General features: G+C 65.6%; 23 protein-coding genes and 1 pseudogene (1 of these 24 cut by a window edge). 18 read left to right on the top strand and 6 right to left on the bottom strand.

What is annotated here, in order from left to right; genetic code table 11:
• Positions 1-7: 7 nt before the first annotated feature.
• Positions 8-1,639: a putative bifunctional diguanylate cyclase/phosphodiesterase gene (locus tag SALA_RS13890; RefSeq protein WP_011542999.1), complete on the bottom strand. Its 1,632-nt coding sequence runs from the start codon at positions 1,637-1,639 to the stop codon at positions 8-10.
• Between the two features lie 249 nt (positions 1,640-1,888).
• Between SALA_RS13890 and ffh the strand changes: the two genes are divergently transcribed.
• From ffh to SALA_RS13870, 4 genes and pseudogenes are all read left to right on the top strand, one after another.
• The gene (ffh, locus tag SALA_RS13885) at positions 1,889-3,343 is read left to right on the top strand and encodes a signal recognition particle protein (RefSeq protein WP_011542998.1); all 1,455 of its coding nucleotides are present in this window, start codon (positions 1,889-1,891) and stop codon (positions 3,341-3,343) included.
• Positions 3,344-3,384: 41 nt separating this feature from the next.
• Positions 3,385-3,822: pseudogene (rpsP, locus tag SALA_RS13880) on the top strand (30S ribosomal protein S16); the annotation flags it as partial.
• A 174-nt stretch (positions 3,823-3,996) separates the two neighbouring features.
• Complete coding sequence (gene rimM, locus SALA_RS13875; protein WP_011542996.1) at positions 3,997-4,488, top strand: ribosome maturation factor RimM; 492 nt, start codon at positions 3,997-3,999, stop codon at positions 4,486-4,488.
• A gap of 203 nt (positions 4,489-4,691) precedes the next feature.
• On the top strand, positions 4,692-5,576 hold the full coding sequence (locus SALA_RS13870; RefSeq protein ID WP_011542995.1) for an OmpA family protein: 885 nt from the start codon (positions 4,692-4,694) through the stop codon (positions 5,574-5,576).
• Between the two features lie 92 nt (positions 5,577-5,668).
• On the opposite strand, the gene SALA_RS17225 is transcribed toward SALA_RS13870, so the two are convergent.
• Positions 5,669-5,836, bottom strand: coding sequence for a hypothetical protein (locus tag SALA_RS17225; RefSeq protein WP_153802714.1), 168 nt, complete (start codon positions 5,834-5,836; stop codon positions 5,669-5,671).
• 104 nt (positions 5,837-5,940) lie between these two features.
• On the opposite strand from SALA_RS17225, the gene SALA_RS13865 reads away from it, so the two are divergent.
• The 7 genes from SALA_RS13865 (at position 5,941) to SALA_RS13835 (ending at position 10,636) form a co-directional block, all read left to right on the top strand.
• Complete coding sequence (locus SALA_RS13865; protein ID WP_041384160.1) at positions 5,941-6,861, top strand: LysR substrate-binding domain-containing protein; 921 nt, start codon at positions 5,941-5,943, stop codon at positions 6,859-6,861.
• Between the two features lie 46 nt (positions 6,862-6,907).
• On the top strand, positions 6,908-7,273 hold the full coding sequence (locus SALA_RS13860; protein WP_011542992.1) for an AbrB/MazE/SpoVT family DNA-binding domain-containing protein: 366 nt from the start codon (positions 6,908-6,910) through the stop codon (positions 7,271-7,273).
• On the top strand, positions 7,270-7,647 hold the full coding sequence (locus SALA_RS13855) for a type II toxin-antitoxin system VapC family toxin (protein WP_011542991.1): 378 nt from the start codon (positions 7,270-7,272) through the stop codon (positions 7,645-7,647). The genes SALA_RS13860 and SALA_RS13855 overlap by 4 nt, the downstream gene beginning before the upstream one ends.
• A complete protein-coding gene (trmD, locus tag SALA_RS13850; protein ID WP_011542990.1) occupies positions 7,644-8,381 on the top strand; it encodes a tRNA (guanosine(37)-N1)-methyltransferase TrmD in 738 nt (245 codons plus the stop codon). Before SALA_RS13855 ends, trmD begins: the two co-directional genes overlap by 4 nt.
• 4 nt (positions 8,382-8,385) lie before the next feature.
• The gene (rplS, locus tag SALA_RS13845) at positions 8,386-8,763 is read left to right on the top strand and encodes a 50S ribosomal protein L19 (protein WP_011542989.1); all 378 of its coding nucleotides are present in this window, start codon (positions 8,386-8,388) and stop codon (positions 8,761-8,763) included.
• A 108-nt stretch (positions 8,764-8,871) separates the two neighbouring features.
• Positions 8,872-9,897 (top strand): aspartate-semialdehyde dehydrogenase, encoded by a 1,026-nt coding sequence (locus SALA_RS13840; RefSeq protein WP_011542988.1) that lies wholly within the window; start codon positions 8,872-8,874, stop codon positions 9,895-9,897.
• 109 nt (positions 9,898-10,006) lie between these two features.
• Positions 10,007-10,636 (top strand): DUF2238 domain-containing protein, encoded by a 630-nt coding sequence (locus SALA_RS13835; protein WP_011542987.1) that lies wholly within the window; start codon positions 10,007-10,009, stop codon positions 10,634-10,636.
• On the opposite strand, the gene SALA_RS13830 is transcribed toward SALA_RS13835, so the two are convergent.
• Entirely contained in the window at positions 10,633-12,573 is a 1,941-nt protein-coding gene (locus SALA_RS13830; RefSeq protein ID WP_041383397.1) for a M61 family metallopeptidase, read from the bottom strand. The genes SALA_RS13835 and SALA_RS13830 overlap by 4 nt on opposite strands.
• Before the next feature lie 218 nt (positions 12,574-12,791).
• Between SALA_RS13830 and hisS the strand changes: the two genes are divergently transcribed.
• The 6 genes from hisS (at position 12,792) to SALA_RS13800 (ending at position 20,367) form a co-directional block, all read left to right on the top strand.
• A complete protein-coding gene (hisS, locus tag SALA_RS13825) occupies positions 12,792-14,051 on the top strand; it encodes a histidine--tRNA ligase (RefSeq protein ID WP_041383395.1) in 1,260 nt (419 codons plus the stop codon).
• A gap of 172 nt (positions 14,052-14,223) precedes the next feature.
• Entirely contained in the window at positions 14,224-15,291 is a 1,068-nt protein-coding gene (gene prfA / locus SALA_RS13820) for a peptide chain release factor 1 (RefSeq protein WP_011542984.1), read from the top strand.
• A 101-nt stretch (positions 15,292-15,392) separates the two neighbouring features.
• Complete coding sequence (prmC, locus tag SALA_RS13815; RefSeq protein ID WP_011542983.1) at positions 15,393-16,217, top strand: peptide chain release factor N(5)-glutamine methyltransferase; 825 nt, start codon at positions 15,393-15,395, stop codon at positions 16,215-16,217.
• A 272-nt stretch (positions 16,218-16,489) separates the two neighbouring features.
• Positions 16,490-17,296, top strand: coding sequence for a DUF4167 domain-containing protein (locus SALA_RS13810; RefSeq protein ID WP_041383393.1), 807 nt, complete (start codon positions 16,490-16,492; stop codon positions 17,294-17,296).
• A 76-nt stretch (positions 17,297-17,372) separates the two neighbouring features.
• A complete protein-coding gene (locus SALA_RS13805) occupies positions 17,373-18,797 on the top strand; it encodes a DUF4139 domain-containing protein (protein ID WP_011542981.1) in 1,425 nt (474 codons plus the stop codon).
• Positions 18,798-18,807: 10 nt separating this feature from the next.
• Positions 18,808-20,367, top strand: a complete 1,560-nt coding sequence (locus SALA_RS13800; protein ID WP_011542980.1) for a DUF4139 domain-containing protein — start codon at positions 18,808-18,810, stop codon at positions 20,365-20,367.
• Here the strand turns inward: SALA_RS13800 and SALA_RS13795 are convergent.
• Positions 20,364-20,756 (bottom strand): acyl-CoA thioesterase, encoded by a 393-nt coding sequence (locus tag SALA_RS13795; protein WP_011542979.1) that lies wholly within the window; start codon positions 20,754-20,756, stop codon positions 20,364-20,366. The two genes, SALA_RS13800 and SALA_RS13795, sit on opposite strands and share 4 nt — an antisense overlap.
• Positions 20,753-21,055 carry a hypothetical protein gene (locus tag SALA_RS13790; RefSeq protein WP_011542978.1) on the bottom strand — a complete coding sequence of 101 codons (303 nt, stop codon included), beginning with the start codon at positions 21,053-21,055 and terminating at the stop codon, positions 20,753-20,755. The genes SALA_RS13795 and SALA_RS13790 overlap by 4 nt, the downstream gene beginning before the upstream one ends.
• A 124-nt stretch (positions 21,056-21,179) precedes the next feature.
• Here SALA_RS13790 and SALA_RS13785 point away from each other — a divergent pair, with 124 nt between their 5' ends.
• Complete coding sequence (locus SALA_RS13785) at positions 21,180-21,605, top strand: CBS domain-containing protein (RefSeq protein ID WP_011542977.1); 426 nt, start codon at positions 21,180-21,182, stop codon at positions 21,603-21,605.
• On the opposite strand, the gene SALA_RS13780 is transcribed toward SALA_RS13785, so the two are convergent.
• Positions 21,590-21,627: the end of a lipopolysaccharide biosynthesis protein gene (locus SALA_RS13780; protein ID WP_011542976.1), read on the bottom strand. The gene runs 1,495 nt beyond the window's last position; only the last 38 of its 1,533 coding nucleotides appear in the window; its start codon lies beyond the right edge, outside the window — the gene reads right to left on this strand; the stop codon is at positions 21,590-21,592. The two genes, SALA_RS13785 and SALA_RS13780, sit on opposite strands and share 16 nt — an antisense overlap.

Here is a 21,627-nt window from a genome sequence, read left to right as displayed (position 1 = left end):
GCCGGAATCAAGCGGTCTTGCGCAGCAACCCTTCCGCGTCGGCGCCCTGCGTCGGCGCCGCCCCCACTGGATCGCGCAGCAGCCCGCGGTCGGCGAGCAGGCGCTCGGTGTCGGCGGCCGATGCGGCGCGGCCGAAATGCCAGCCCTGCCCTTTCGCGCAGCCGAGCCGCGTCAATTCGATCGCGGTCGCCTCATCCTCGACGCCCTCGGCGGTGATCGGCATCGCCAGGCTTTCGCCCAGCCGGACGATCGCGAGGACGATCGCCTGCGCGTCGGGGCTGCCGCGCATTGCGGTGACGAAACTGCGGTCGATCTTGATCCGGTCGAAGGGCAGCGCGCGGAGATGCGACAGCGAACTGTAGCCAGTCCCGAAATCGTCGAGGCTCAGCGACACCCCCTGATTCTTGAGGCTGGTGACGATCGAGCGGACGAGCGGCAGATTTTCGAACAGCGAGCTTTCGGTGATCTCGACCTCGAGCTGCGCCGCGGGGAAACCCGTTTCGACGAGCAGCTTGGTGAGCTTCTGGCTGAACCAGGGGTCTTTCAACTGCTGCGGTGAGATATTGACGGCGAGGATGATCGACGGATCCCAGCGTTTTGCGATGTCCATCGCGTCGCGGATCACGCGCAGCGACAATTCCCCGATCAGCCCGCTTGCCTCGGCAACCGGAATGAAGCGTTCGGGCGGAATCAGGCCATGTTCGGGCGATTCCCAGCGCATCAGCATTTCAAATCCGACGAGGCGGCCCGACGCGATGTCAACCTGCGGCTCGAAGTGTGGCACGAACTCGCCGCGCGGCATGCCTTCGCGAATGCCCGTTTCGATCTGGTTGCGCACCTGCACCGCCATTTCCATGCCCTGTTCGAACCAGACATGGCGGTTCCGCCCTTCGTCCTTGCCATGATACATGGCGATGTCGGCCTGACGAACCATCGTGTCCATCGAGACGCCGCCGTCGCTTGCCAGCGCGATGCCGAGCGAGGCGCCGATGCGGATCTGCTGCGCGTCGTGCATGATCCGGTTGTCCAGCGCGGTGACCAGTTCTGCCGCCAGCGCGTCGATGTCGCCGCGCGCCGAAGGGTCGAATGCCATCATCGCGACGAACTCGTCGCCGCCGAGCCGCGCCTTGGTGGCGTTCGGCGGAAGCACGGCGGCGATGCGTTCGGCCGCGACCTGCAGCACGCGGTCGCCCGCGGCATGACCGTGGATGTCGTTCACCGTCTTGAAATGGTCGAGGTCGAGCAGGAACAGCGCGACCTCGCGCTTTTCGGCCACGGCTTCGGCAATCATCCGCTGGCCCTTCACCAGCAGCGCGCGGCGGTTGAGAAAGCCGGTGAGCGGGTCGGTGTCGGCAAGATATCGTGCGCGCTGCTCGGCCTCGGTGCGCTCGCGGATTTCGCGGTTGAGATCATTGTAGCGGCGCCAGCCGAAGAGGATCAGCGCGATGTTGAGCACCAGCGCGGTCGCCAGCACCCGGTCGGGTCCGCCGCCGATCCCGATCAGCGCGCGAACGACCGCCTGCATGACATTGCCGCCCGTGCCGATGAACAGCAAGGTCGCGGCAACGACGATGCCTCCGGTGATGATGTCGCGTCTGGCGCCCTCGCTGCGGTCCAGTGACTTTGGCGTCGAATACATATGAACTTGGCCCACCCTCGACCCGCCTTATGCGGGCGAAGCGGTGAAATTTGGGTTAAGTGCGGCTCCGTCCCTTTGCCTTGCCTTGGCGCGGTTCTTGCTGTAGGGGCCGCGACGTTCGGGCGTATCTTGCGCCGGGGCATATCGACATCCGCGACGGAACATCTGTCCACGGATAGCCGCTGGTTGGCGAGGTTTCGCTCACCGGCGTCTTTTGCGTTGCGGGCTGTCAGAAGGGATTTTGGGCGCATGTTCGACAGTCTGAGCAATCGGCTTGGCGATGTTTTCGGGAAGCTCCGCGGTCGCGGCGCGCTGACCGAGGCCGACGTGCGCGCCGCGATGCGCGAGGTACGAATCGCGTTGCTCGAGGCCGATGTCGCGCTGCCCGTCGTGCGCAGCTTCGTCGATCAGGTCACCGAACTCGCGATCGGCCAGAATGTCCTGCGCTCGGTCACGCCGGGGCAGCAGGTGGTCAAGATCGTCAATGACGCGCTGACCGAAATGCTCGGCTCCGAAACCGCCGAACTCGATCTGGCGGTCGCCCCGCCCGCGGTGATCATGATGGTCGGCCTTCAGGGATCGGGTAAGACCACCACGACGGCAAAGATCGCCAAGCGTCTCAGGGAAAAGGAGCGCAAGAAGGTGCTGATGGCGTCGCTCGACGTCAATCGCCCCGCCGCGCAGGAACAGCTTGCCGTGCTTGGTCAGCAGATCGATGTCGCGACCTTGCCGATCATTGTCGGCCAGCAGCCGGTCGAAATCGCGCAGCGCGCGTTGCAGGCCGCGAAGCTTCAGGGCTATGACGTGCTGATGCTCGACACTGCGGGCCGGCTCCACGTCGACCAGCAACTGATGGACGAGATGCAGGCGGTGTCGCGCACGGCGAACCCGGCCGAAACATTGCTCGTCGTCGACAGCCTGACCGGTCAGGACGCGGTCCAGGTCGCGCAGCGCTTCACGGATCAGGTGCCGCTCACCGGGGTCGTCCTGACGCGCATGGACGGCGATGCGCGCGGCGGCGCCGCGCTGTCGATGCGCGCGGTCACCGGCAAACCGATCAAGTTCGCGGGCACGGGCGAGAAACTCGACGGGCTCGAGTTGTTCCAGCCGTCGCGTATCGCGGGCCGCATCCTTGGCATGGGCGACGTGGTCAGCCTGGTCGAGCGCGCCGCCGAAACGATCCAGGCGGACGAAGCCGAAGCGATGGCGGCCAAGATGGCCAAGGGTCAGTTCGACCTCAACGACCTTCGCACGCAGCTGAATCAGATGCGCCGCATGGGAGGCCTCGGCGCGCTCGCGGGGATGATCCCGGGGATCAAGAAGGCGCAGGCGGCGATGGCCGCGGGCGGCGCCGACGACAAGATGCTCGTTCACTTCGATGCGATCATGGGGTCGATGACGCCGAAGGAGCGCGCGAAGCCCGAAATCATCAACGCCAAGCGCAAGATCCGCATCGCCAACGGGTCGGGCACGACGGTGCAACAGGTGAACAAGGTGCTGAAGATGCACCAGGAAATGTCCACCGCGATGAAGAAGATCCGCAAGATGGGCGGCCTCAAGGGCCTCGGCGCGCTGTTCGGGCGCGGCGGCGGCATTCCCGGAATGCCGGGGCTTGGCGGCGGCGGAATGGGAGGCGGTCTGCCCGGCCTCGGTGGCGGCGGCATGCCCCCCGATCTCGCCAACCTGCTCAACAAGAAGAAATGATTTAACCCGCATTTGAAGATCAGACGTAGAAGGAATTATTCATGGCTACCTCCATTCGCCTCGCACGCGGCGGTTCGAAAAAGCGTCCCTATTACAAGATCGTCGTTGCCGATTCGCGGTCCCCGCGCGATGGCCGCTTCATCGAGCGCATCGGCAGCTACAACCCTCTGCTTGCCAAGGACAATCCTGAGCGCGTGAAGCTCGACGCCGAGCGCGCGAAGCACTGGATTTCGGTGGGCGCGCAGCCGACCGATCGCGTCGCCCGCTTCCTCGACGCTGCGGGCGTCAAGGAACGCACCGCGCGGAGCAACCCCAAGAAGGCCGAACCCGGCGAAAAGGCCAAGGAACGCGCCGAAGAAAAGGCCGCGAAGCTGGCAGAGGCCGAAGAAGCCGCCGCCGCAGCAGCCGCCGCCCCGGCACCGGAATCCGAAGCCGAAGCGCCCGCCGCTGAAGCCGCTGCTCCCGAAGCCGCTGAATCGGACGCAACCGGGTCGGTGAAGAGCGAAGAGACCGCCGAGGCGGTTGCCGAAGCCGTCGCTGACGAAGCACCGGCCGATGCGACCGCCGAAGATGCGGCGGCGATCGCCGAGGAAGTCGCCGAAGGCGGCCCGGTTGCGCCCGAAGCCGAAGAAAAGGCCGAAGGCTAAGCTCCCGTGACCGCCGACCGTCCCGTCACCCTCGCCGCCATTGCGGGCGCGCACGGGGTGCGGGGCGAGGTGCGGCTCAAATTGTTCGGCGAAGGCGCGGAGACTCTCCGCGCCTTTTCCGTTTTTGACGCGGGCGATCGCAAGCTGACCCTGAAATCGGTACGCCCGGCCAATCAGGGCGCGGTCGCCGCGTTTGTGGAAATTGCCGACCGCAGCGCGGCCGAAGCGCTCCGCGGCACATTGCTCACCGTCCCGCGCTCGGCGCTTCCGCCACTGGGGCCAGGCGAATATTATCACCACGACCTGATCGGCCTGCCCTGCGTTTCGACCGAGGGCGCTCCGGTGGGCCATGTCGCCGCGGTCGACAATTTCGGTGCGGGCGACATCCTTGAAATCGAAAAGCCGGACGGCAAGCGATTCATGGTGCCGATGACGGTCACGGCGGTGCCGACATGGGACGCCGAAACGGTGACCGTGAACGCGGCATTCATCGAATAGGAGCCCGGCCGCATCGTGGCATCGGGGCGTCGCCGACCGGCATTCGCGCGGCCGACGCGGCCCTGGCGGCGCGGTTTCCTTCGTTTCGCCGCACAATGCACTCCAATTACCGGCGCGGTGCGTCAACGCGCTTGCCCCGCATCACCGGCTCGCGGAAAGGGCGAGGTGATCACGCGGGGGCGGCTCATTGAAGGAGTAGGGTAATGAGTGCGGTTTCCAGAAGTCCGAAATTGCTGTTGCTGCTGACCATGCTGGCGGTGCCTGCGACGGGCAGCCTCGCCATGCAGGCACAGGACGAAGGTGCGGAGAGCGACGTCATGGCCACCGTCTATGGCGAGCGGATCCCCGACCCGTCGCAAATGGCGAAAGGGCCCGAGCTCGAAGGCATCATCTCGGCGCGCAGCGGCAACCAGATCCAGGTCACGACCGCCGATGGCGTGAAAACCGTGGTCATCGTCAATGAAAATACGCGCGTGAAGTCCAGCGGCGGCTTCCTCGGTTTGAGCCGCAACAAGCTCGCCACCGACGCGCTGCTGAACGGCCTGCCCGTCAAGGTCGATACGCGGCAATGGGAAGGCGGCCTGTTCGCGAGCGAGGTCGATCTCAAGAGCAAGGATTTGCGCACGGCGTCGATGATCCACACCGGCACCGACCAGCGCTTTGCCGAACAGACCGCGGCGACCGAGGCGCTGCGCAGCCGCGTCGGCGACATCGACCAGTATAATGTCAAAAACACGACCAATGTGAACTTCGACGTCGGCAAGGCGGTGCTGTCGGCGCAGGCCAAGGCCGATCTCTGCGCGACCGCGGCCGCGGCGGAGGCGATGGACAATGCGCTGCTGCTCGTCGTCGGCTACACCGATTCGACGGGAAGCCAGGAGTTCAACCAGATGCTCAGCGAAAAGCGCGCCGGCGCGGTGGTCAATCATCTGCAACAGGCGTGCGGCTGGAAACCCTATCGGATGCTGACGCCGACCGGCATGGCCGAAGCCGATCCTGCGGCAGACAATGAAACACCCGAAGGCAAGGCGCAGAACCGCCGTGTCGCGGTGAATGTGCTGGTCAGCAAGGGTCTCGACGGTATGTAAGGCTGACGGGGCGGCGCTTTGCAAGGGACAGCGCCGCCCCGCTTCGTTGCGGACCCTGGGGGGTGGTCCGCCGCGATCGTCTGATGCCGGGATCAGGGCGTGGGCACGCCGATCCGCGAGCGCAGGTTGCGGTCGCGAAGGTCGCGCCGACGCCGCAGCCGCGACACCGCGCCGGCGATCCCGGCGAAGCAGCGATCGAGGTCGGCGCACAGCGCGCCGTGGCCGCTGTTCCAGTTCCGCATCCACATTTCGTCCATCATCGTCTTTCTCCTGTCGGTTCGATGCGTGGCAGATGCGCCTTTCTGCGCGCGACCGCCAACTAAAGCTTTGCCATCAATCATAAGGTCAGCTTATGATTGATGGCATGAACCGGATTCCGCCCCTCGCCGCCGTTCGCAGCTTTGAAGCCGCCGGGCGTTTGCAGAACTTCTCGCGCGCGGCCGAAGAGCTGGGCATGACCCAGGCGGCGATCAGCTATCAGATTCGTCAATTGGAGGACCGGCTCGGCCGCGCGCTGTTCGTCCGCGAAAAGGGGCGCGTGCGCCTGTCCGAAACGGGCCAGCGGCTGCTCCCGGCGATCAGCAATGCCTTCGCCACGATGAGCGACGCTTTTGCCGCGCTGGGCAGCGACGAGGCCGATGTGCTCACGATCAACGCGGTGACCAGCTTCGGCGGCACATGGCTCAGCGCGCGGATCGGCGGCTTCCAGCTCCTTTATCCCGAACTGGCGGTGCGCATGTCGATGGGTAACGATCTGATCGACTTCAACGCCTCGAATGTCGATGTCGCGATCCGCATGGGGCGCGGTCAATGGCCGGGGCTGCGCAGCGACTTTCTGATGCGCCAGCATGTTGCGCCGCTTGCTTCGCCCGCCTTTGTCGAAAAACATCGCATTCGCGAGCCCGCCGACCTGCTTTGCGTCGAGCGGCTCGCGCCGAACGACAGCTGGTGGGCCGACTGGTTTGCCGCCGCCGGGGTCGCGACGCCGCTCGCGCCGTCGCGGCGCGGCATCGAACTCGACAGCCAGCTGCAGGAAGCGAGCGCGGTGCAGGCGGGGTTCGGCGTCGCGATGATGACCCCGCTTTTCTGGCAGGCCGAGATCGCCGCGGGGCGGATGGTCCAGCCGTTCGATACGCTCCATATATCGGAGTCGGCGATGTGGCTCGTCCACCGCGAGAACCGGGTCGGCGTGCGCAAGATCGAACGCTTCCGCGAATGGCTGCATGCCGAACTCGCCAAGGATCGCCACCGGTACCCCGATTTGCTGTGGCAGCCGCCGACTTGATCTTGGGCGATGATGTATATACATTATGTATATACAGGAGCGAGCGATGACCAAGCGAAATCAGGCAAATGAGGAAAGGCGGCTGTTCGCTTTGAACCACGTGTTCGGCTCCGCCCCGTGGCTGAAGCCATCGGAGAAAACGCGGCACAAGGTGAAGGTGTTCAAATCGGGCAATTCGCTGGCGGTGCGGATCCCGGCGGGCACACGGCTGGTGGCTGGAACCGAAATGGATCTGATTGTCGAAGACGGGCAATTTCTCTCATACGAACCCGCCAACCAACCGAAGCGCAAGTTCAACATCGCCAAAGTGGCGGGGTCGGCCACCGACCTGAATCTGATCGCGCCGGAGGACCGGCTATTCGACGACCGTGCCTTGTTGACGGGGAAGAATAGCGGGAACGACGGTACGTGAAATATCTGCTGGATAGCAACGCCATCATTGCGCTGGTGATGAATCTGGATGCACGGCTCGTATCGCGGGCGGGGGAATGCGACGAGGGCGATCTCGTCACGTCGGTGATCGCCTGTGCCGAGGTGGCGCATGGGTCGACCCGTGGCAAGGCGCCTGCCTTCGATCAGCTCAAAGCCTTTGTCGAAGAGGTACGGGTGCTCGATTTCGATTACAAGGCGGCGCAGGCATATGCGGCGCTGCCCTTTCGACGGGGAAGCTACGACCGCTTGATTGCGGCGCACGCCTTGTCCCAGGACCTCATTCTCGTCACCGCAAACGAATCCGATTTCGCCGACGTGCCGGACCTGATCGTCGAAAACTGGACGCTGGCATGAGCTTCACCGCCGTTCCCCTAACCCTTTACCCCGACATGTTTCCCGGCCCGCTCGGCCACAGCATGGCGGGGCGTGCGCTCGAAAGCGGGACGTGGAATTGTGCGCCGGTACAGATTCGCGATTTCGCGACCGACAGGCATCGCACCGTCGATGACACGCCCGCGGGGGGCGGCGCGGGGATGGTGCTCAAGGCCGACGTTCTGGCGGGCGCTATCGACCATGCGATGAAGGCGCATCCGGGCCTGCCCGTCCTCGCCATGACCCCGCGCGGGACGCCGATCACCCAGGCCCGCGTGCGCGAGCTTGCGGCCGGTCCCGGCGCGATCATCCTGTGCGGCCGGTTCGAGGGATTCGACGAACGCATATTCGACGCGCGCCCGATCGAACAGGTTTCGATGGGCGACATCATCCTGTCGGGGGGCGAGATGGCGGCGCTGCTGCTGCTCGACGCTTGCATTCGGCTGCTTCCCGGCGTAATGGGCGCGGCTTCTAGCGGCGACGACGAATCGTTCGAGAATGGTTTGCTCGAATATCCGCACTATACCCGGCCCGTCACTTGGGAAGGGCGCACGATCCCCGAAGTGCTGCGATCGGGGGATCATGCGAAGATCGCCGCCTGGCGGAAACAACAGGCGGAAGAGGCAACACGGTTACGCAGGCCGGACCTTTGGGAGCGTCATATCGATGCTCGGGCCCGACCTGCCTCTGGCGCGCGGCGAAAAGAAGAGGACTAGAGGCATGAACCTCATCCAGACGATCGAAGCCGAAGAAATTGCCAAGGCCGGCAAAGACATCCCGACCTTCCGTCCCGGCGACACGCTGAAAGTCGGCGTCAAGGTGGTCGAAGGCGAACGCACCCGCGTCCAGAATTTCGAAGGCGTGTGCATTGCGCGCTCGAACAAGGGCATGGGGTCGAACTTCACCGTGCGCAAAATGTCGTTCGGCGAAGGCGTCGAGCGTGTTTTCCCGCTCTATTCGCCCAACATCGACAGCATTACCGTCGTCCGCAAGGGCGCCGTCCGCCGTGCGAAGCTTTACTATCTGCGCGGGCGCACTGGTAAATCGGCGCGTATTGCGGAACGCCGCGATTACCGGTCGGAAGCCGGCGAAGGCTAAGGAGAGCTTCTCTCATCCAAAGCCGAAACAGCTTTCCAGAACGACCGGTTCGGCCAAGGGGCGGAACCGGTCGTTTTTCGTTTCACGGACATCATAAAGGACAATTTCATGGGTTACCGGATCGTCGTCGCGGGTGCGACGGGCAATGTCGGACGCGAAGTCCTCGCCATCCTCGCCGAGCGCGAATTTCCCTATGACGAGCTGGCGGCGGTCGCGTCGCCGCGCAGCCAGGGCGACACGATCGAGATCGGCGACAGCGGCAAGACCGTGAAATGCCAGAACATCGAGAACTTCGACTGGGCGGGCTGGGACATGGCGATCTTTGCGATCGGCAGCGACGCGACCGCGATCCATGCGCCCAAGGCCGCGGCGGCGGGCTGCATCGTGATCGACAACAGCTCGCTCTATCGCATGGACCCCGACGTGCCGCTGATCGTGCCCGAGGTGAACCCCGATGCGATCGACGGCTATACCAGGCGCAACATCATCGCGAACCCCAATTGCTCGACCGCGCAGATGGTCGTCGCGCTGAAGCCGCTCCATGACGCCGCGACGATCAGGCGCGTCGTCGTCTCGACCTATCAGTCGGTCAGCGGCGCGGGCAAGGCGGGCATGGACGAGCTGTGGAACCAGACGCGCCAGATTTTCGTCGGCGACGAAAAGGATGTGCAGAAGTTCACCAAGCAGATCGCCTTCAACGTCATCCCGCACATCGACAAGTTCCTCGACGACGGCTCGACCAAGGAAGAGTGGAAGATGGTCGTCGAAACCAAGAAGATTCTCGATCCCAGGATCAAGGTCACCGCGACCTGCGTCCGCGTCCCCGTGTTCGTGGGCCATTCGGAAGCGATCAATATCGAGACCGAAAAGGAATTGTCGGCCGAGGACGCGCAGCGCATCCTGCGCGAAGCGCCCGGCGTCGTGCTCCACGACAAGCGCGAGGACGGCGGCTACACCACGCCCGTCGAATGCGTCGGCGATTTCGCGACCTTCGTCAGCCGCGTGCGCGAGGATCCGACCGTCGAAAACGGTCTCAACCTCTGGTGCGTTTCGGACAATCTTCGCAAGGGCGCGGCGCTCAACGCGGTGCAGATCGCCGAGCTGCTCGGGCGGCGACATCTGAAGAAGGGGTAATTTCCTCCCGTTCTCCGCTCGTGTCGAGCGAAGTCGAGACACCCGGAAGGCAAGCGTCGCGCCGATGGGCATCTCGACTTCGCTCGATGCGAGCGGGTAGGGAAGGGATGTGCCGTCCGTGACCGCTACCCCGCCCGCGCAGCGCCGCCTGATCGGCCTGCTCCTCGCGCTGCTCCTCGCCGCGCAGATCGACCAGCCCTATCCGGAGGTCGCGCTGCTCCAGCATGTCCCGACGATGCTGCTGCTCGTCGCGTCGCCCTGGCTGCTCCGCCGCTGGCCGCTTTCGACCGCTTCGGTCGCCTGTATCGCCCTTTTCCTCGCGCTCCACACGCTCGGCGGGCGCTATGTCTACAGCAATGTGCCCTATGACGATTGGGCGCTGGCGCTCACGGGAACGAGTTTGTCGGACCTCTTCGGATGGACGCGCAATCATTATGACCGGCTCGTCCATTTTGCCTTCGGCGCGCTGTCGGTAATCCCGGTGGCCGAGGTCGCGCGTCGCCGGGGCGGGCTGGGCGCGCGCGGCGCCATGCTGGCGGTGCTCGGCTGGGTGCTTTCCGTCTCGGCGCTTTACGAAGTCTTCGAATGGCTGCTCACCATCGTCGCGGCGGGTGAAACCGCCGACCGCTATAACGGGCAACAGGGCGATCTGTGGGACGCGCAAAAGGATATGGCGCTCGCGGCGCTCGGCGCGCTCGTCGGGCTGGCGTTCGGGCGGGCGCGACGGCCGGGCGCCTAGAGTGCGCGTTTCGGCGCGAACAGCCGGTCGAACCCGTCGGGCGTGTCCGCGACCTTTTCCAGATGCGGCCAGCGCAGCCCGCCATGATAGGCGATCTCGACCGTGCGATAGCGCCCGCCACGCTCGACGAGCAGGCGCACCGGCGTCTTGCTGTCGCTCGCCGCAGCCTTGATCGCCGCTTCGATCCGCTCCTTGCCATAGGCGACACCGTCGACCGCGACGATCCTGGTCCCGTTGACGATATCGGCGCGGAAGGCCGGGCCGTCCCACAAGATATTGCCCGCAATCCCGTCCTTGTCGATCGTCAGGCCGAGCGAATGGGTGAGGTCGACATTTTTCCCCTGCGCCATCCGGTCGCGGTCATAGGCGTTCGGCGTGTCGCGCCACACGAGGCGATAACCCGCACGCTCGATCCCGCCGGTGGGCGCGGGGCGGCCTGACGCCTGCATCCGGTCGCGCAGGAAACGTTCCCAGTCATAAGCGTGGACCGCGTTCAGCGCCGCGACGACATCGCCGAAATCATATGTCACCTGCCCCCAGTCGCCCTCGCGCCCGCCGAAAAAGGCGCGCGCAAAATCGTCGAGGCTTTTGCGATTGTTCGTGGCGCCGCGGATCAGCATGTCGGCCTCCAGCCACATCAGCGATCCTTCGTTGTAATAATCCTCGGTCCGCGACCAGCTCGCGAAGGGCTTGGGCTTGCGCGCGGCGATGATCGGGTCGAGTGTGGTGTCCTCGACCGAGCGCCAGCGGCGCCCCGGCTGAACGCTGTAGTTGGCGGCATGGCTCGCCCATTCGCCGAGGATCGTCTCTTTCGACTGCATCCCCGACCGGCCCGCGAGGACGAGATCCCAATAGCTCGTCTGGCCTTCGTACACCCACAGCAGATTGTCCTGCATCGGCGTGCGATAATCGGGGGTCCACAGCTTGTCGGGACGGCGGTATTTGCCGTTCCAGCTATGGACCAGTTCGTGCGGGAGCAGACCGCGCTCCCAGTCATTCTCGTCCCATTTGGTGAAATAATCGACCGCGCGGCTGTTCTCGCTCGACCGGTGATGCTCGAGCCCGATGCCGCCGAGTTCGTCGGTGAGCGCGAGCAGAAACTCGTAGCGGTCGAAAGGACGGGAGCCGAACAGCGCCACCGCTTCTGCCACCAGCGCGGCGTGGCGCGCGATATGGTCGGGGCTGGCGGCGAGATAGTGCGGCTCATCGGCGACGACGTTGAGCGTGACATTGTGGCCCAGATCCCATTTGCGGAAATGGCGTCCCGCGAACATGGGGCTGTCGATCAGCACCTCGTAATTCGTCGGCGCATAGCTGTAGCGATTGCCGCTGGTCTTGAGCCCGTCGAGCGCCGCCACGCCGGTCCAGCCTTCGGGCAGCGTCACGTCGAGCTGCACCGGGATGTTCCGCGTGAACCAGCCCGCGGGATAGAGGCTCACCTGCTCCCACTGCAAATTCATCATCGCCGGGGTGACGACGACGCGGCCTTCGCTGCTGCGCGTCGGCGACAGGAAATCGAACGCGACCTCGATGCTCTTCGTGCCTGCGGGCACGTCGATGTCGAACGCATAAACGTCGGTCGGCTGGCGCGTCCAGGCGAGCGGCTTGCCGCCCGCCGACGCGGTGAAGCCCGCCATCTCGGCGATCGCGCCGCGCGGCGCATGTTTGCCGGGCAGCCATTGGGGATAGAGCAAAGTCAGCTTGCCGGGTTTTGCGACGGGGATCGTCTGGCGGACATGAAAAATGCCCCGCGCGACGTCGGTCGCATCGACGCGAAGCTGCATCGTGCCCGGATAGGGCCGGTCGGCGGGCAACGGGATGGTCAGCGGCTGGACGACCGGTTGCGGGCGGCTGTTGCCGTCTTGCGCTGACGCGGCGGTGACAAGGACGAGCGGGGCGGCCAGGAGCACGGCGGCGACGAACGGTGCTGTTTTCATGGTGGCATTCTTTAGACAGGGATGAAGGTGGAGGTCCAGAGAAAGCCCCTCTCCTTCAGGGGAGGGGTTGGGGCGGGGGCCATCGGCCTTGCGCAAGGCCGATGGCCCCCACCCGCTGCGACTGAGCCAGCAAGCTGGCAAGTCTCGCTGCCCTCCCCTGAAGGAGAGGGCTTTGTAGCCCTTTGCGCTCTCCCCAAAATCGACTAGACGCCGCCGCCATGAGCAAGGACAAGCCCGCCAGAATCCCGACGCCGCAGCCGGTGCGCGGCACGCAGGACATGCTCGGCGATTTCGCCGACCGCTTCGCGCATGTCGTCGAGACGTTCGAGCGCGTGCGCCGCCTCTATGGTTTCAAGCGCGTCGAGGTGCCGGTGATCGAGCCGACCGCGGTGTTCGCGCGCTCCTTGGGCGAGACGACCGATGTCGTGTCGAAGGAAATGTATTCGTTCGACGATCGCGGCGGCGAATCGGTGACGCTGCGCCCCGAATTCACCGCGGGGATCGCGCGCGCCTACATCACCAACGGCTGGCAGCAATATGCTCCGCTCAAGGTCGCGACGCACGGGCCGCTGTTCCGTTACGAGCGGCCGCAAAAGGGACGCTATCGCCAGTTTCACCAATTGGACGCCGAAGTGCTGGGCAGCGACAGCCCGCTCGCCGATGCCGAACTGCTGGTGTTCGCCGATCAATTGCTGAAGGAGCTTGGGATCGCCGAGGGCGTGACCTTGACGCTTAATACGCTGGGCGATGCGGAAAGCCGCGACGCCTGGCGCGCGGCGCTGGTCGAGCATTTCGAAGCGCATCGCGGGGAGCTGTCGGAAGACAGCCTCGCCCGGCTCGACAAGAATCCGCTCCGCATTCTGGACAGCAAAGACCCGCGCGACCGCCCGATCGCCGACAGCGCGCCCGACATCGATGCGTTTCTGACCGGCGAAGCACAGGATTTCTTCGGTGCCGTGACCGCGGGGCTCGATGCCGCGGGCGTGGCATGGGAGCGCAACGCGCGGCTGGTGCGCGGACTCGACTATTATCGCCACACCGCGTTCGAATTCGTCACCGATCGGCTGGGGGCGCAGGGCACCGTGCTCGGCGGCGGTCGTTATGACGGGCTGATCGAAGCGCTCGGCGGGCCACCGACCGCGGCGGTCGGCTGGGCAGCGGGGATCGAGCGGCTGGCGATGTTGGTGGAAGGAAGCTCTTGGGCAGAGCCGCTGGTAGTAAGCATTGCCGTGGAAGATGATCGGCTGATTAATGAGGGCATGCGAGCCAATGCTGCCATTCGTCGAGCAGGCTTTTCGACGGAGATGGTCGCCACTGGTTCGCCGAAGAAGCGATATGATCGTGCCGCGAAAATCTGGGCGAAGGTGCTTCTCTCTTTTTCGATCCGGAACGATCAAACCATTCTAAACCTCCGTTCTGCTCCGGGAACACCTGAGCATCAGGCCATTCTTGATATTCTGGAATCACTCAAAAAGTGACCTTGATCGCTATCCGACAGATCGATGCGCACTTTAAGCCCCTCCCCTTCAGGGGAGGGGTTGGGGTGGGGGCCATCGGCCTTGCGCAAGGCCGATGGCCCCCACCCGCTGCAACTAGGCAGCAAGCTGCCAAGTTTCGCTGCCCTCCCCTGAAGGGGAGGGCGTGTTTGGCATGACCTCCGTTTCCGCCCGCCAGATCGACGCCATCATCGAACGCCACGCCGCGCTCCAGGCGCGCATGGCGACGGGCGATATGGCGCCCGCCGATTTTGTCGCGGCGTCGAAGGAGTTTGCCGAGCTGGAGCCCGTCGCGACCGCGGCGCGTGAAGTCGTGCGGTTGCGCGAAGAACTCGTCGCGCTCAACGAAATGCTCGCCGATCCGGAGATGAAGGCGATGGCGGTCGAGGAAATCGCGGCGGTCGAGGCGGCGCTGCCCGCCGCCGAGCACGACCTTGCGCTCCAGCTGCTCCCCAAGGATGTCGCTGACTCGCGCGCGGCGATGCTTGAAATCCGCGCCGGCACTGGCGGCGACGAGGCGGCGCTGTTCGCGGGCGATTTGCTCCGCATGTACAGCCGCTATGCCGATACGCAGGGGTGGAAGGTCGAAATCATCTCGGCGAACGAGGCCGAGGTCGGCGGCTACAAGGAAGTCGTCGCGTCGGTCAGCGGGCAGGGCGTGTTCGCCAAGCTGAAGTTCGAAAGCGGCGTGCATCGGGTGCAGCGCGTCCCCGTCACCGAAAGCGGCGGGCGCATCCACACCAGCGCCGCGACCGTCGCGGTGCTGCCCGAGGCCGAGGAGGTCGACGTCGCGATCAACGACAGCGACCTGAAGATCGACATCTATCGCGCGAGCGGAGCGGGTGGCCAGCACGTCAACACGACCGATTCGGCGATCCGCATCACGCACATCCCGACTGGCCTTGTCGTCATCCAGCAGGACCAGCGCAGCCAGCACAAGAATCGCGCGAAGGCGATGCAGGTGCTGCGCGCGCGGCTTTATGATCTGGAGCGCGAGAAGCTTCACAGCGCCGAGGCGTCGGCGCGCAAGTCGATGGTCGGATCGGGCGACCGCTCCGAACGCATCCGCACCTATAATTTCCCGCAGGGGCGCGTGACCGACCACCGCATCAACCTGACGCTCCACCGCCTGCCGGAGATATTGGAAGGCGCGATGGACGAACTCATCGACGCGCTGATCGCCGAGGATCAGGCGCAGCGACTGGCGGGGCTGGGTGAGTGACCGACCGAAACCCGTTCGCATCGAGCGAAGTCGAGATGCCCATCGGCTTGGCGTGATGCCGAAGGGCGTCTCGACTTCGCTCGACACGAACGGGACTAGAGGTGGGTGAGGTAGCGCAGAGGCTGCGCGATGCGGCGCAGCGGCTCGCCGCGGTGTCGGACACGCCGCGGCTCGATGCCGAACTGCTGATGGCCGACGCGCTGGGGATCGAGCGGCAGGCGCTGCTGCTCGACCCGGCGCGTTACGATGTCCCGGCGGACTTCGACGCGCTGGTGGAACGGCGCATGGCGCACGAGCCCGTCGCCTATATCCTCGGCTACCGCGATTTCTGGACGATCCGGCTGGCGGTCGGTCCCGGCGCGTTGATCCCGCGACCCGACAGCGAGACGCTGATCGCGGCGGCGGTGCAGCATTTCGGCGCGGCGGGGCCGCGGCATATTCTTGACCTCGGCACCGGACCCGGGACGCTGCTGTTTGCGGCCATGAGTGAATGGGCCGATGCGCGCGGGCTTGGCGTCGATGCCAGCGACGTGGCGCTCGGCTATGCGCGCGCCAATGCGATCGCGCTTGGGCTGGCCGATCGTGTCGGGCTGATGCAGGGCGATTGGGCGGCGGGCGTCACCGGCCGGTTCGACCTCATCCTCTGCAACCCTCCCTATATCGCAGAGAGCGAAGCGTTGATGCCCGATGTCGCCGATCACGAGCCTGCCGGTGCGCTGTTCGCCGGCGCCGATGGCCTCGCCGATTATCGCCGTATCATCCCCGACCTGCCGCACCTGCTTGCGCCCGGTGGCATCGCCATCCTTGAAATCGGCCACACGCAACGCATATCGGTGAGCGAGATGGCCGACGCGGCAGGGTTCGCTGTCGCCTGTCGCCAGGATCTGGCTGGCCGCGACCGGGCGCTTTTGCTGACGTTCGCCTGAGTCCCGCACAAGAAATTGCTTGGTTTTGGCGGCAAAGCGCGGTAGGGGCGGCTTACAGGCCTGATCAGGGTCCCTTTGGCGGTGCGGCGCACCGATACTGGTCCGGCGGGTCTGCTTCCCAATTGCAATGCTCGTGCGGGGCCGTGAGGTCCGGCGCAGGCGGTAAAGGGCAAGGCCGCGCACGAAAGCGCGGGCGCGACGCGCAAAGAGCGCGGTCGGCCAAAAGGGGTTGGCACAGCTATTAGCTTATCGACAGGATGTCTCAGTTGAACATGAACAACCGGCAGAGCGGTCGCCGTCGCGGCCGCAACAACAATAACAACAATAATCGGTCGCAGTCGGGTGGACGCGGAGGCGTCGACCAGGCGAACCGCATCGACAGCCGGGCGCGCGGCAATGGCGCGCAGATGATCGAGAAATATCGCAACCTCGCGCGCGACGCCCAACTCGCCGGCGACCGCGTCCTCACCGAATATTATCTCCAGTTCGCCGACCATTATTTCCGCGTCGTCAGCGATTTCCGCGCGCGCCAGGAAGAAAAGGCGGCGGCGAGCGGGCAGGAGCGCAGCCACGACCGCGGCCGCGAGATTCGCGGGGTCGAGGATTTCGACGGCCACGACGACACCGACGTCGACACCGACACCGGCGGCGACGATGGCGACAATGGCGACGAGCGCAGCGCGCGGGACAATCGCGACAGCCGTGGCAATCGCGAATCGCGTGGCGATCGCGACGACGCGCGCGGCAACCGCCAGTCGTCGCGCGGGCGCTCGCGCGGCCGCGATGACGTCGAGGGTGGCGACGAGCGCGACGAGCAGAAGGATGAGGCGCGCGATCAGGAAAGCGAAGCCGCTCCGCGTGCGGCGCGCCGCCCGACGCGGCGGCCGCGGCAGGAGAGCAGGAGCGAGCGCGGCGATACGGCCGACGCCGGCATTGACACCGCCGCGCTGCCCCCGGCGATCGGACGCGGCGAGCGCACGGCCGAAGTCGGCGCCGACGACGAAGCCGCGGCGGTCAAGCCGCGGCGCACCCGCCGCACGCTCGCGGCGCGCAGCACCGACGTCGAGGCTGCCGAATAGGGCTGTCTTTTCAAGCTGGCCTTTCGCCGGGACATGCCATAGCCTCTCCGCGCGATCGTCGCGGGGAGGCTTTTTTATGCGTGCTTTGTCAGGGCTTTGCATTCGGGCGATCATTGCGGCCGGGCTGGCCGCCAACCCCGCGGGCGCTCAGGATTCCGTGCGGAGTAATGCGCAGGGCGAGCTGGCCGTCACCATCTACAACGGCGGGCAGTCGCTGGTGCAGGACATCCGCCAGATCGCCTTTCCCGCCGGCCGGACGCGACAGGAGTTTCCCGACGTTTCGGCGCAAATCCGGCCGCAGACGGTCGCCTTCGCCGCGGCGGACACCGCGATCGTCGAACAGAATTTCGACTATGATCTGCTCTCGCCCAATGCGCTGATGCAGAAAGCGGTGGGGGAGACGGTGACGCTGCTGCGCACCAATCCCGCCACCGGCGCCGAAACGCGCGAGCGCGCCAAGGTGCTCGCGGTCAATGGCGGCGTGGTGTTGCAGATCGGATCGCGAATCGAAATCCTGCGCGACGACGGCATGCCGGTGCGCGTCATCTTCGACAAGATTCCGCCGAACCTGCGCGCCAAGCCGACCCTGTCGATCACGCTCGACAGCGCGCGCGCGGGAACGCGGCCCGCGACGCTCTCCTATCTGACGAACGGGCTGGGCTGGGCGGCCGACTATGTCTCGCTCTATGACGAGAAAGCGGGGACGATCGACGTGCAGGGGTGGGTGACGCTCACCAACAACACCGGCACGACCTTCGACAATGCGAAGACCCTGCTCGTCGCGGGGACGCCGTCGGCAGGCGGCGCGGTCTCGCCGCGCTATCGCCCGCGGTCGCTGCCGCCCGGCAATCTCCGCCGCGCGGGCACTGAAACCGCGCCGCGCGAACAGCTCGGCGACTATTATCTCTATCCGCTCGCCGAACGCACGACGATCGCCAACGCGCAGACGAAACAGGTGAGCTTCCTCGACGTCAGCGGCGTTCCGGCCCAGAAAATCTATGAGTTCACCGTCGGCGGGTTCGACACGATGACCGAACCCGCGAGCGCGGCGAGCGTCATCAAGTTCAGCACCAGCGCGAAAGGCGGCGGCCTCGGCGACGCGCTGCCGGCGGGAACGGTGCGCTTCTATCAGCGCGACCTGCGCGGCGACCCGCAGTTTATCGGCGAAAACAACATCGGCCACACGCCGATGGGCAGCGAGTTGGGCCTTGCCACCGGCCTTGCGTTCGACGTCAAGGTGCAGGCGACGGTCGTGGAGCGTGAGCGCGTGTCGGCAAACATCACGCGCTCGTCGATGTCCTATACGCTCACCAACGCGCGTGCGCAGCCGGTGACGCTCGACCTCATCCAGCGCGGACTCGACTGGTATTGGGACGAAACGCGCATCCTTGCCGAAAGCCGGAAAAGCGAGCGGCTTGACAGCGACGGGACGCGGTGGCGCGTTGAACTGCCCGCCAATGGCGAGGCGACGATCACCGCGACATTCGAAACGCGCTATTGATTCGCGGGCCATGATGCGCCGCTGGCCGCTCCTGCTCACGATGCTCGCCGCATCTCCGGCGGCGTCGCAACCCATCGTCACCTCGCTCGCGCCCGACACGGTATCGGTCAGCGTGTTCCGCGATCCCGACCGCGACGAGGGCGGCGAGATTGCGCCGAACTGGCTGGAAGGCTTTGCGCTCATCTCCGAAACGCGCAGCGTCGACCTGCCCGCTGGCGAAGCGACGTTGCGATTCGAGGGGGTCGCCGAAGGAATGATTGCGGTATCGGCGATCGTCACCGGCCTGCCCGGCGGCGTGGTGCAGAAGAATCGCGACGCGGCGCTGCTGTCGCCCGCGAGCCTGCTCGACGGCTCGCTCGGCAACCGCGTCCACCTCCGCCGCACCGACCGTGCGACCGGAAAGGTGACCGAAGAGGAGGCGATCATCCGCTCGGGCCCAGCGGGCGCCGTCGTGCTGCAAACCGCCGCGGGCTATGAAGCGCTGCGCTGCACGGGGCTTCCCGAAACGATCCTTTACGATGGCGTGCCGCCGGGGCTGACCGCCAAACCGACCTTGTCGGTGACGACGCGCAGCCCCGCGGCGGCGCGCGCGATGGTGACGCTGACCTATTTGTCGACCGGCTTCGACTGGGCGAGCAACTATGTCGCGCGTGTGCGCGACGATGGCAAGACGCTCGACCTTTTCGCATGGCTGACCGTTGCCAACAGCAATGGCGAGAGCTTTGCCGATGCACGGCTCGCGGCGATCGCGGGCACGCTCAACCAGGTGAGCGATTTCGAGGAACTGGCAGACCGTCCGCGCACACCGCCGCTTCGCCTCAGCTGCTTTCCGACCGGCAGCGGGCGTTATGGCGTCCCGCGCTCACCACCACCCCCGCCAGCGCCGCCGATGATGATGTCCAGTGCAGGAATGGAGGATATTGTCGTCACCGGATCGCGAATGCAGCGCGCCGAAATGATGTCGCCGCTCGCGATCGTCGCGAGCCAGGAGGATCTCGGTGACCTCAAGCTCTATCGCGTGCCGATCCCCGTCACCGTCGCCGCGAACGGGCAGAAACAGGTGGCGCTGCTCGTCAAGGATCGCGTGCCCTTCCGCACCATCTACCGGCTGCGCATGGGACTGGGCGATGAAGGCCGGGCGATGACGCCCGATATCCTGCTGCGGATGGAGAACAGCGAAGCGGGCGGGCTTGGCATGCCGCTGCCGGGCGGGCAGGCTGCGGTGTTCGAGCGCGTCGGCGACCGGGACCTGCTCGTCGGCGAGGGCACGATGCGCGACCACGCGGTCGGCGAAAAGGTCGACCTTGTGATCGGTGAGAGCAGCCAGGTGCGAATCGATGTCGAAAATCATGTCCCGCCGAAGAATCGCGAGCATGATTACCGCGTGACCGTGATCAATGCGAAGCCGCGCCCGGCCGATGTCGAGATCGGCTTTCTGGTCGACGACCATGAAGGGCTCGATTCGCGCATCCGGAAACTGCCGCGCCGCGACGGCCTGCTAACTTGGATCGTCCGCGTTCCGGCGAACGGCAGCAAGACGTTTCGCTATCGGGCGAAGGCGGAGGATTAAACCGGCGGCAGCGCGCGCGGACGGTGATTCTCGTCGAGCGCGACGAAAGTGAAGAGGCCGCCGGTGACCTTTTCCTCGGTGCGTCCGCCGTCGCGCGTCGCGATCACCTCGATACGGATTGCCATCGACGTGCGCCCACGGCGTTCGAGGTGCGCGTAGACCGAGATGATGTCGCGCAGCAGGATCGGTGCGATGAACTCCATCGATTCGATCGCGACCGTCGCCACCGCACCCTGCGCAACGCGCCCGGCGACAATGCCGCCCGCAATGTCCATCTGCGCGAGCACCCAGCCGCCGAAGATATGCCCGTTGGCGTTGATGTCGGCGGGACGCGGGACGACGCGCAGGATCGGGTCGCGCGGGGCGTGGGAGGGGGTGGTTTTGGTCATGCTTTCCAATCCGGGTCGTCTTCAAACGGGTCTTCGATCGATTCGTCGTGGCCGCTGCCGCTCGACAGGAACACAAGTCCCATCAACGCCGCGCCGAGCATCACCGACAGGCCGATGCCCGCGGCGGTTGCGATGATCATATGGATCGTCAGCGCCTCGCCCAGCGTCAGGCGCAGCCAGCCGAGCGCGCCGACGACGGCGGCAAGCGAGACGAGCGCCATGCCCTTCATCAGCCGACGGTAGCGTGCCCAGGCGATATTCGACGTGTCGCGATTGTCGAGTGGCGAGCGTTTGACCATCGCGCTTCCATGGACCAAGCGGCGGTCGGGGCCAAGCAGCTTTGCCCTGGCCAGGACGTTTCGTTCGGCGCGCGAATCATGCTAGGCTTCGCTGGCATCAGCGACAGATATGGGAGCGGCACCTATGACGATCGGAGCGATTCTTCGGGGGCGAACGGGATCTGTGATTTCGGCGCAGCCCGACGACACGGTGCGTGCGGTGGCCGACCTGCTGGCGCAGAACCGGATCGGCGCAGTGCCGGTGGTTGACGGCGATGCCGTCGTCGGCATTTTTTCCGAACGTGACATCGTCCGCCTTATCTCTTCCTATGGCCCCGAAGCACTCGACCGGCGAATCGACGATGTGATGACCAAGTCGCCCATCACATGCGCCCCCGATATGGCGGTGATCGTGGCACTGTCACAGATGACGCAGAAACGGATTCGCCATCTGCCGGTGGTCGAGGGGGGCAAGATGGTCGGGTTCGTGTCGATCGGCGATCTCGTCAAATATCGAATCGACCGGATCGAGGCCGAAGCGGCGGCGATGCGCGACTATATCGCGTCCTGAGCGGGCGCGTCGGCGGTCGCGG

The sequence above is a fragment of the Sphingopyxis alaskensis RB2256 genome (assembly GCF_000013985.1).
GTDB classification, from domain to species: domain Bacteria; phylum Pseudomonadota; class Alphaproteobacteria; order Sphingomonadales; family Sphingomonadaceae; genus Sphingopyxis; species Sphingopyxis alaskensis.
The sequence above is the reverse complement of the archived record's forward strand: the minus strand, read 5'-3'. Positions and strand labels throughout refer to the sequence as shown.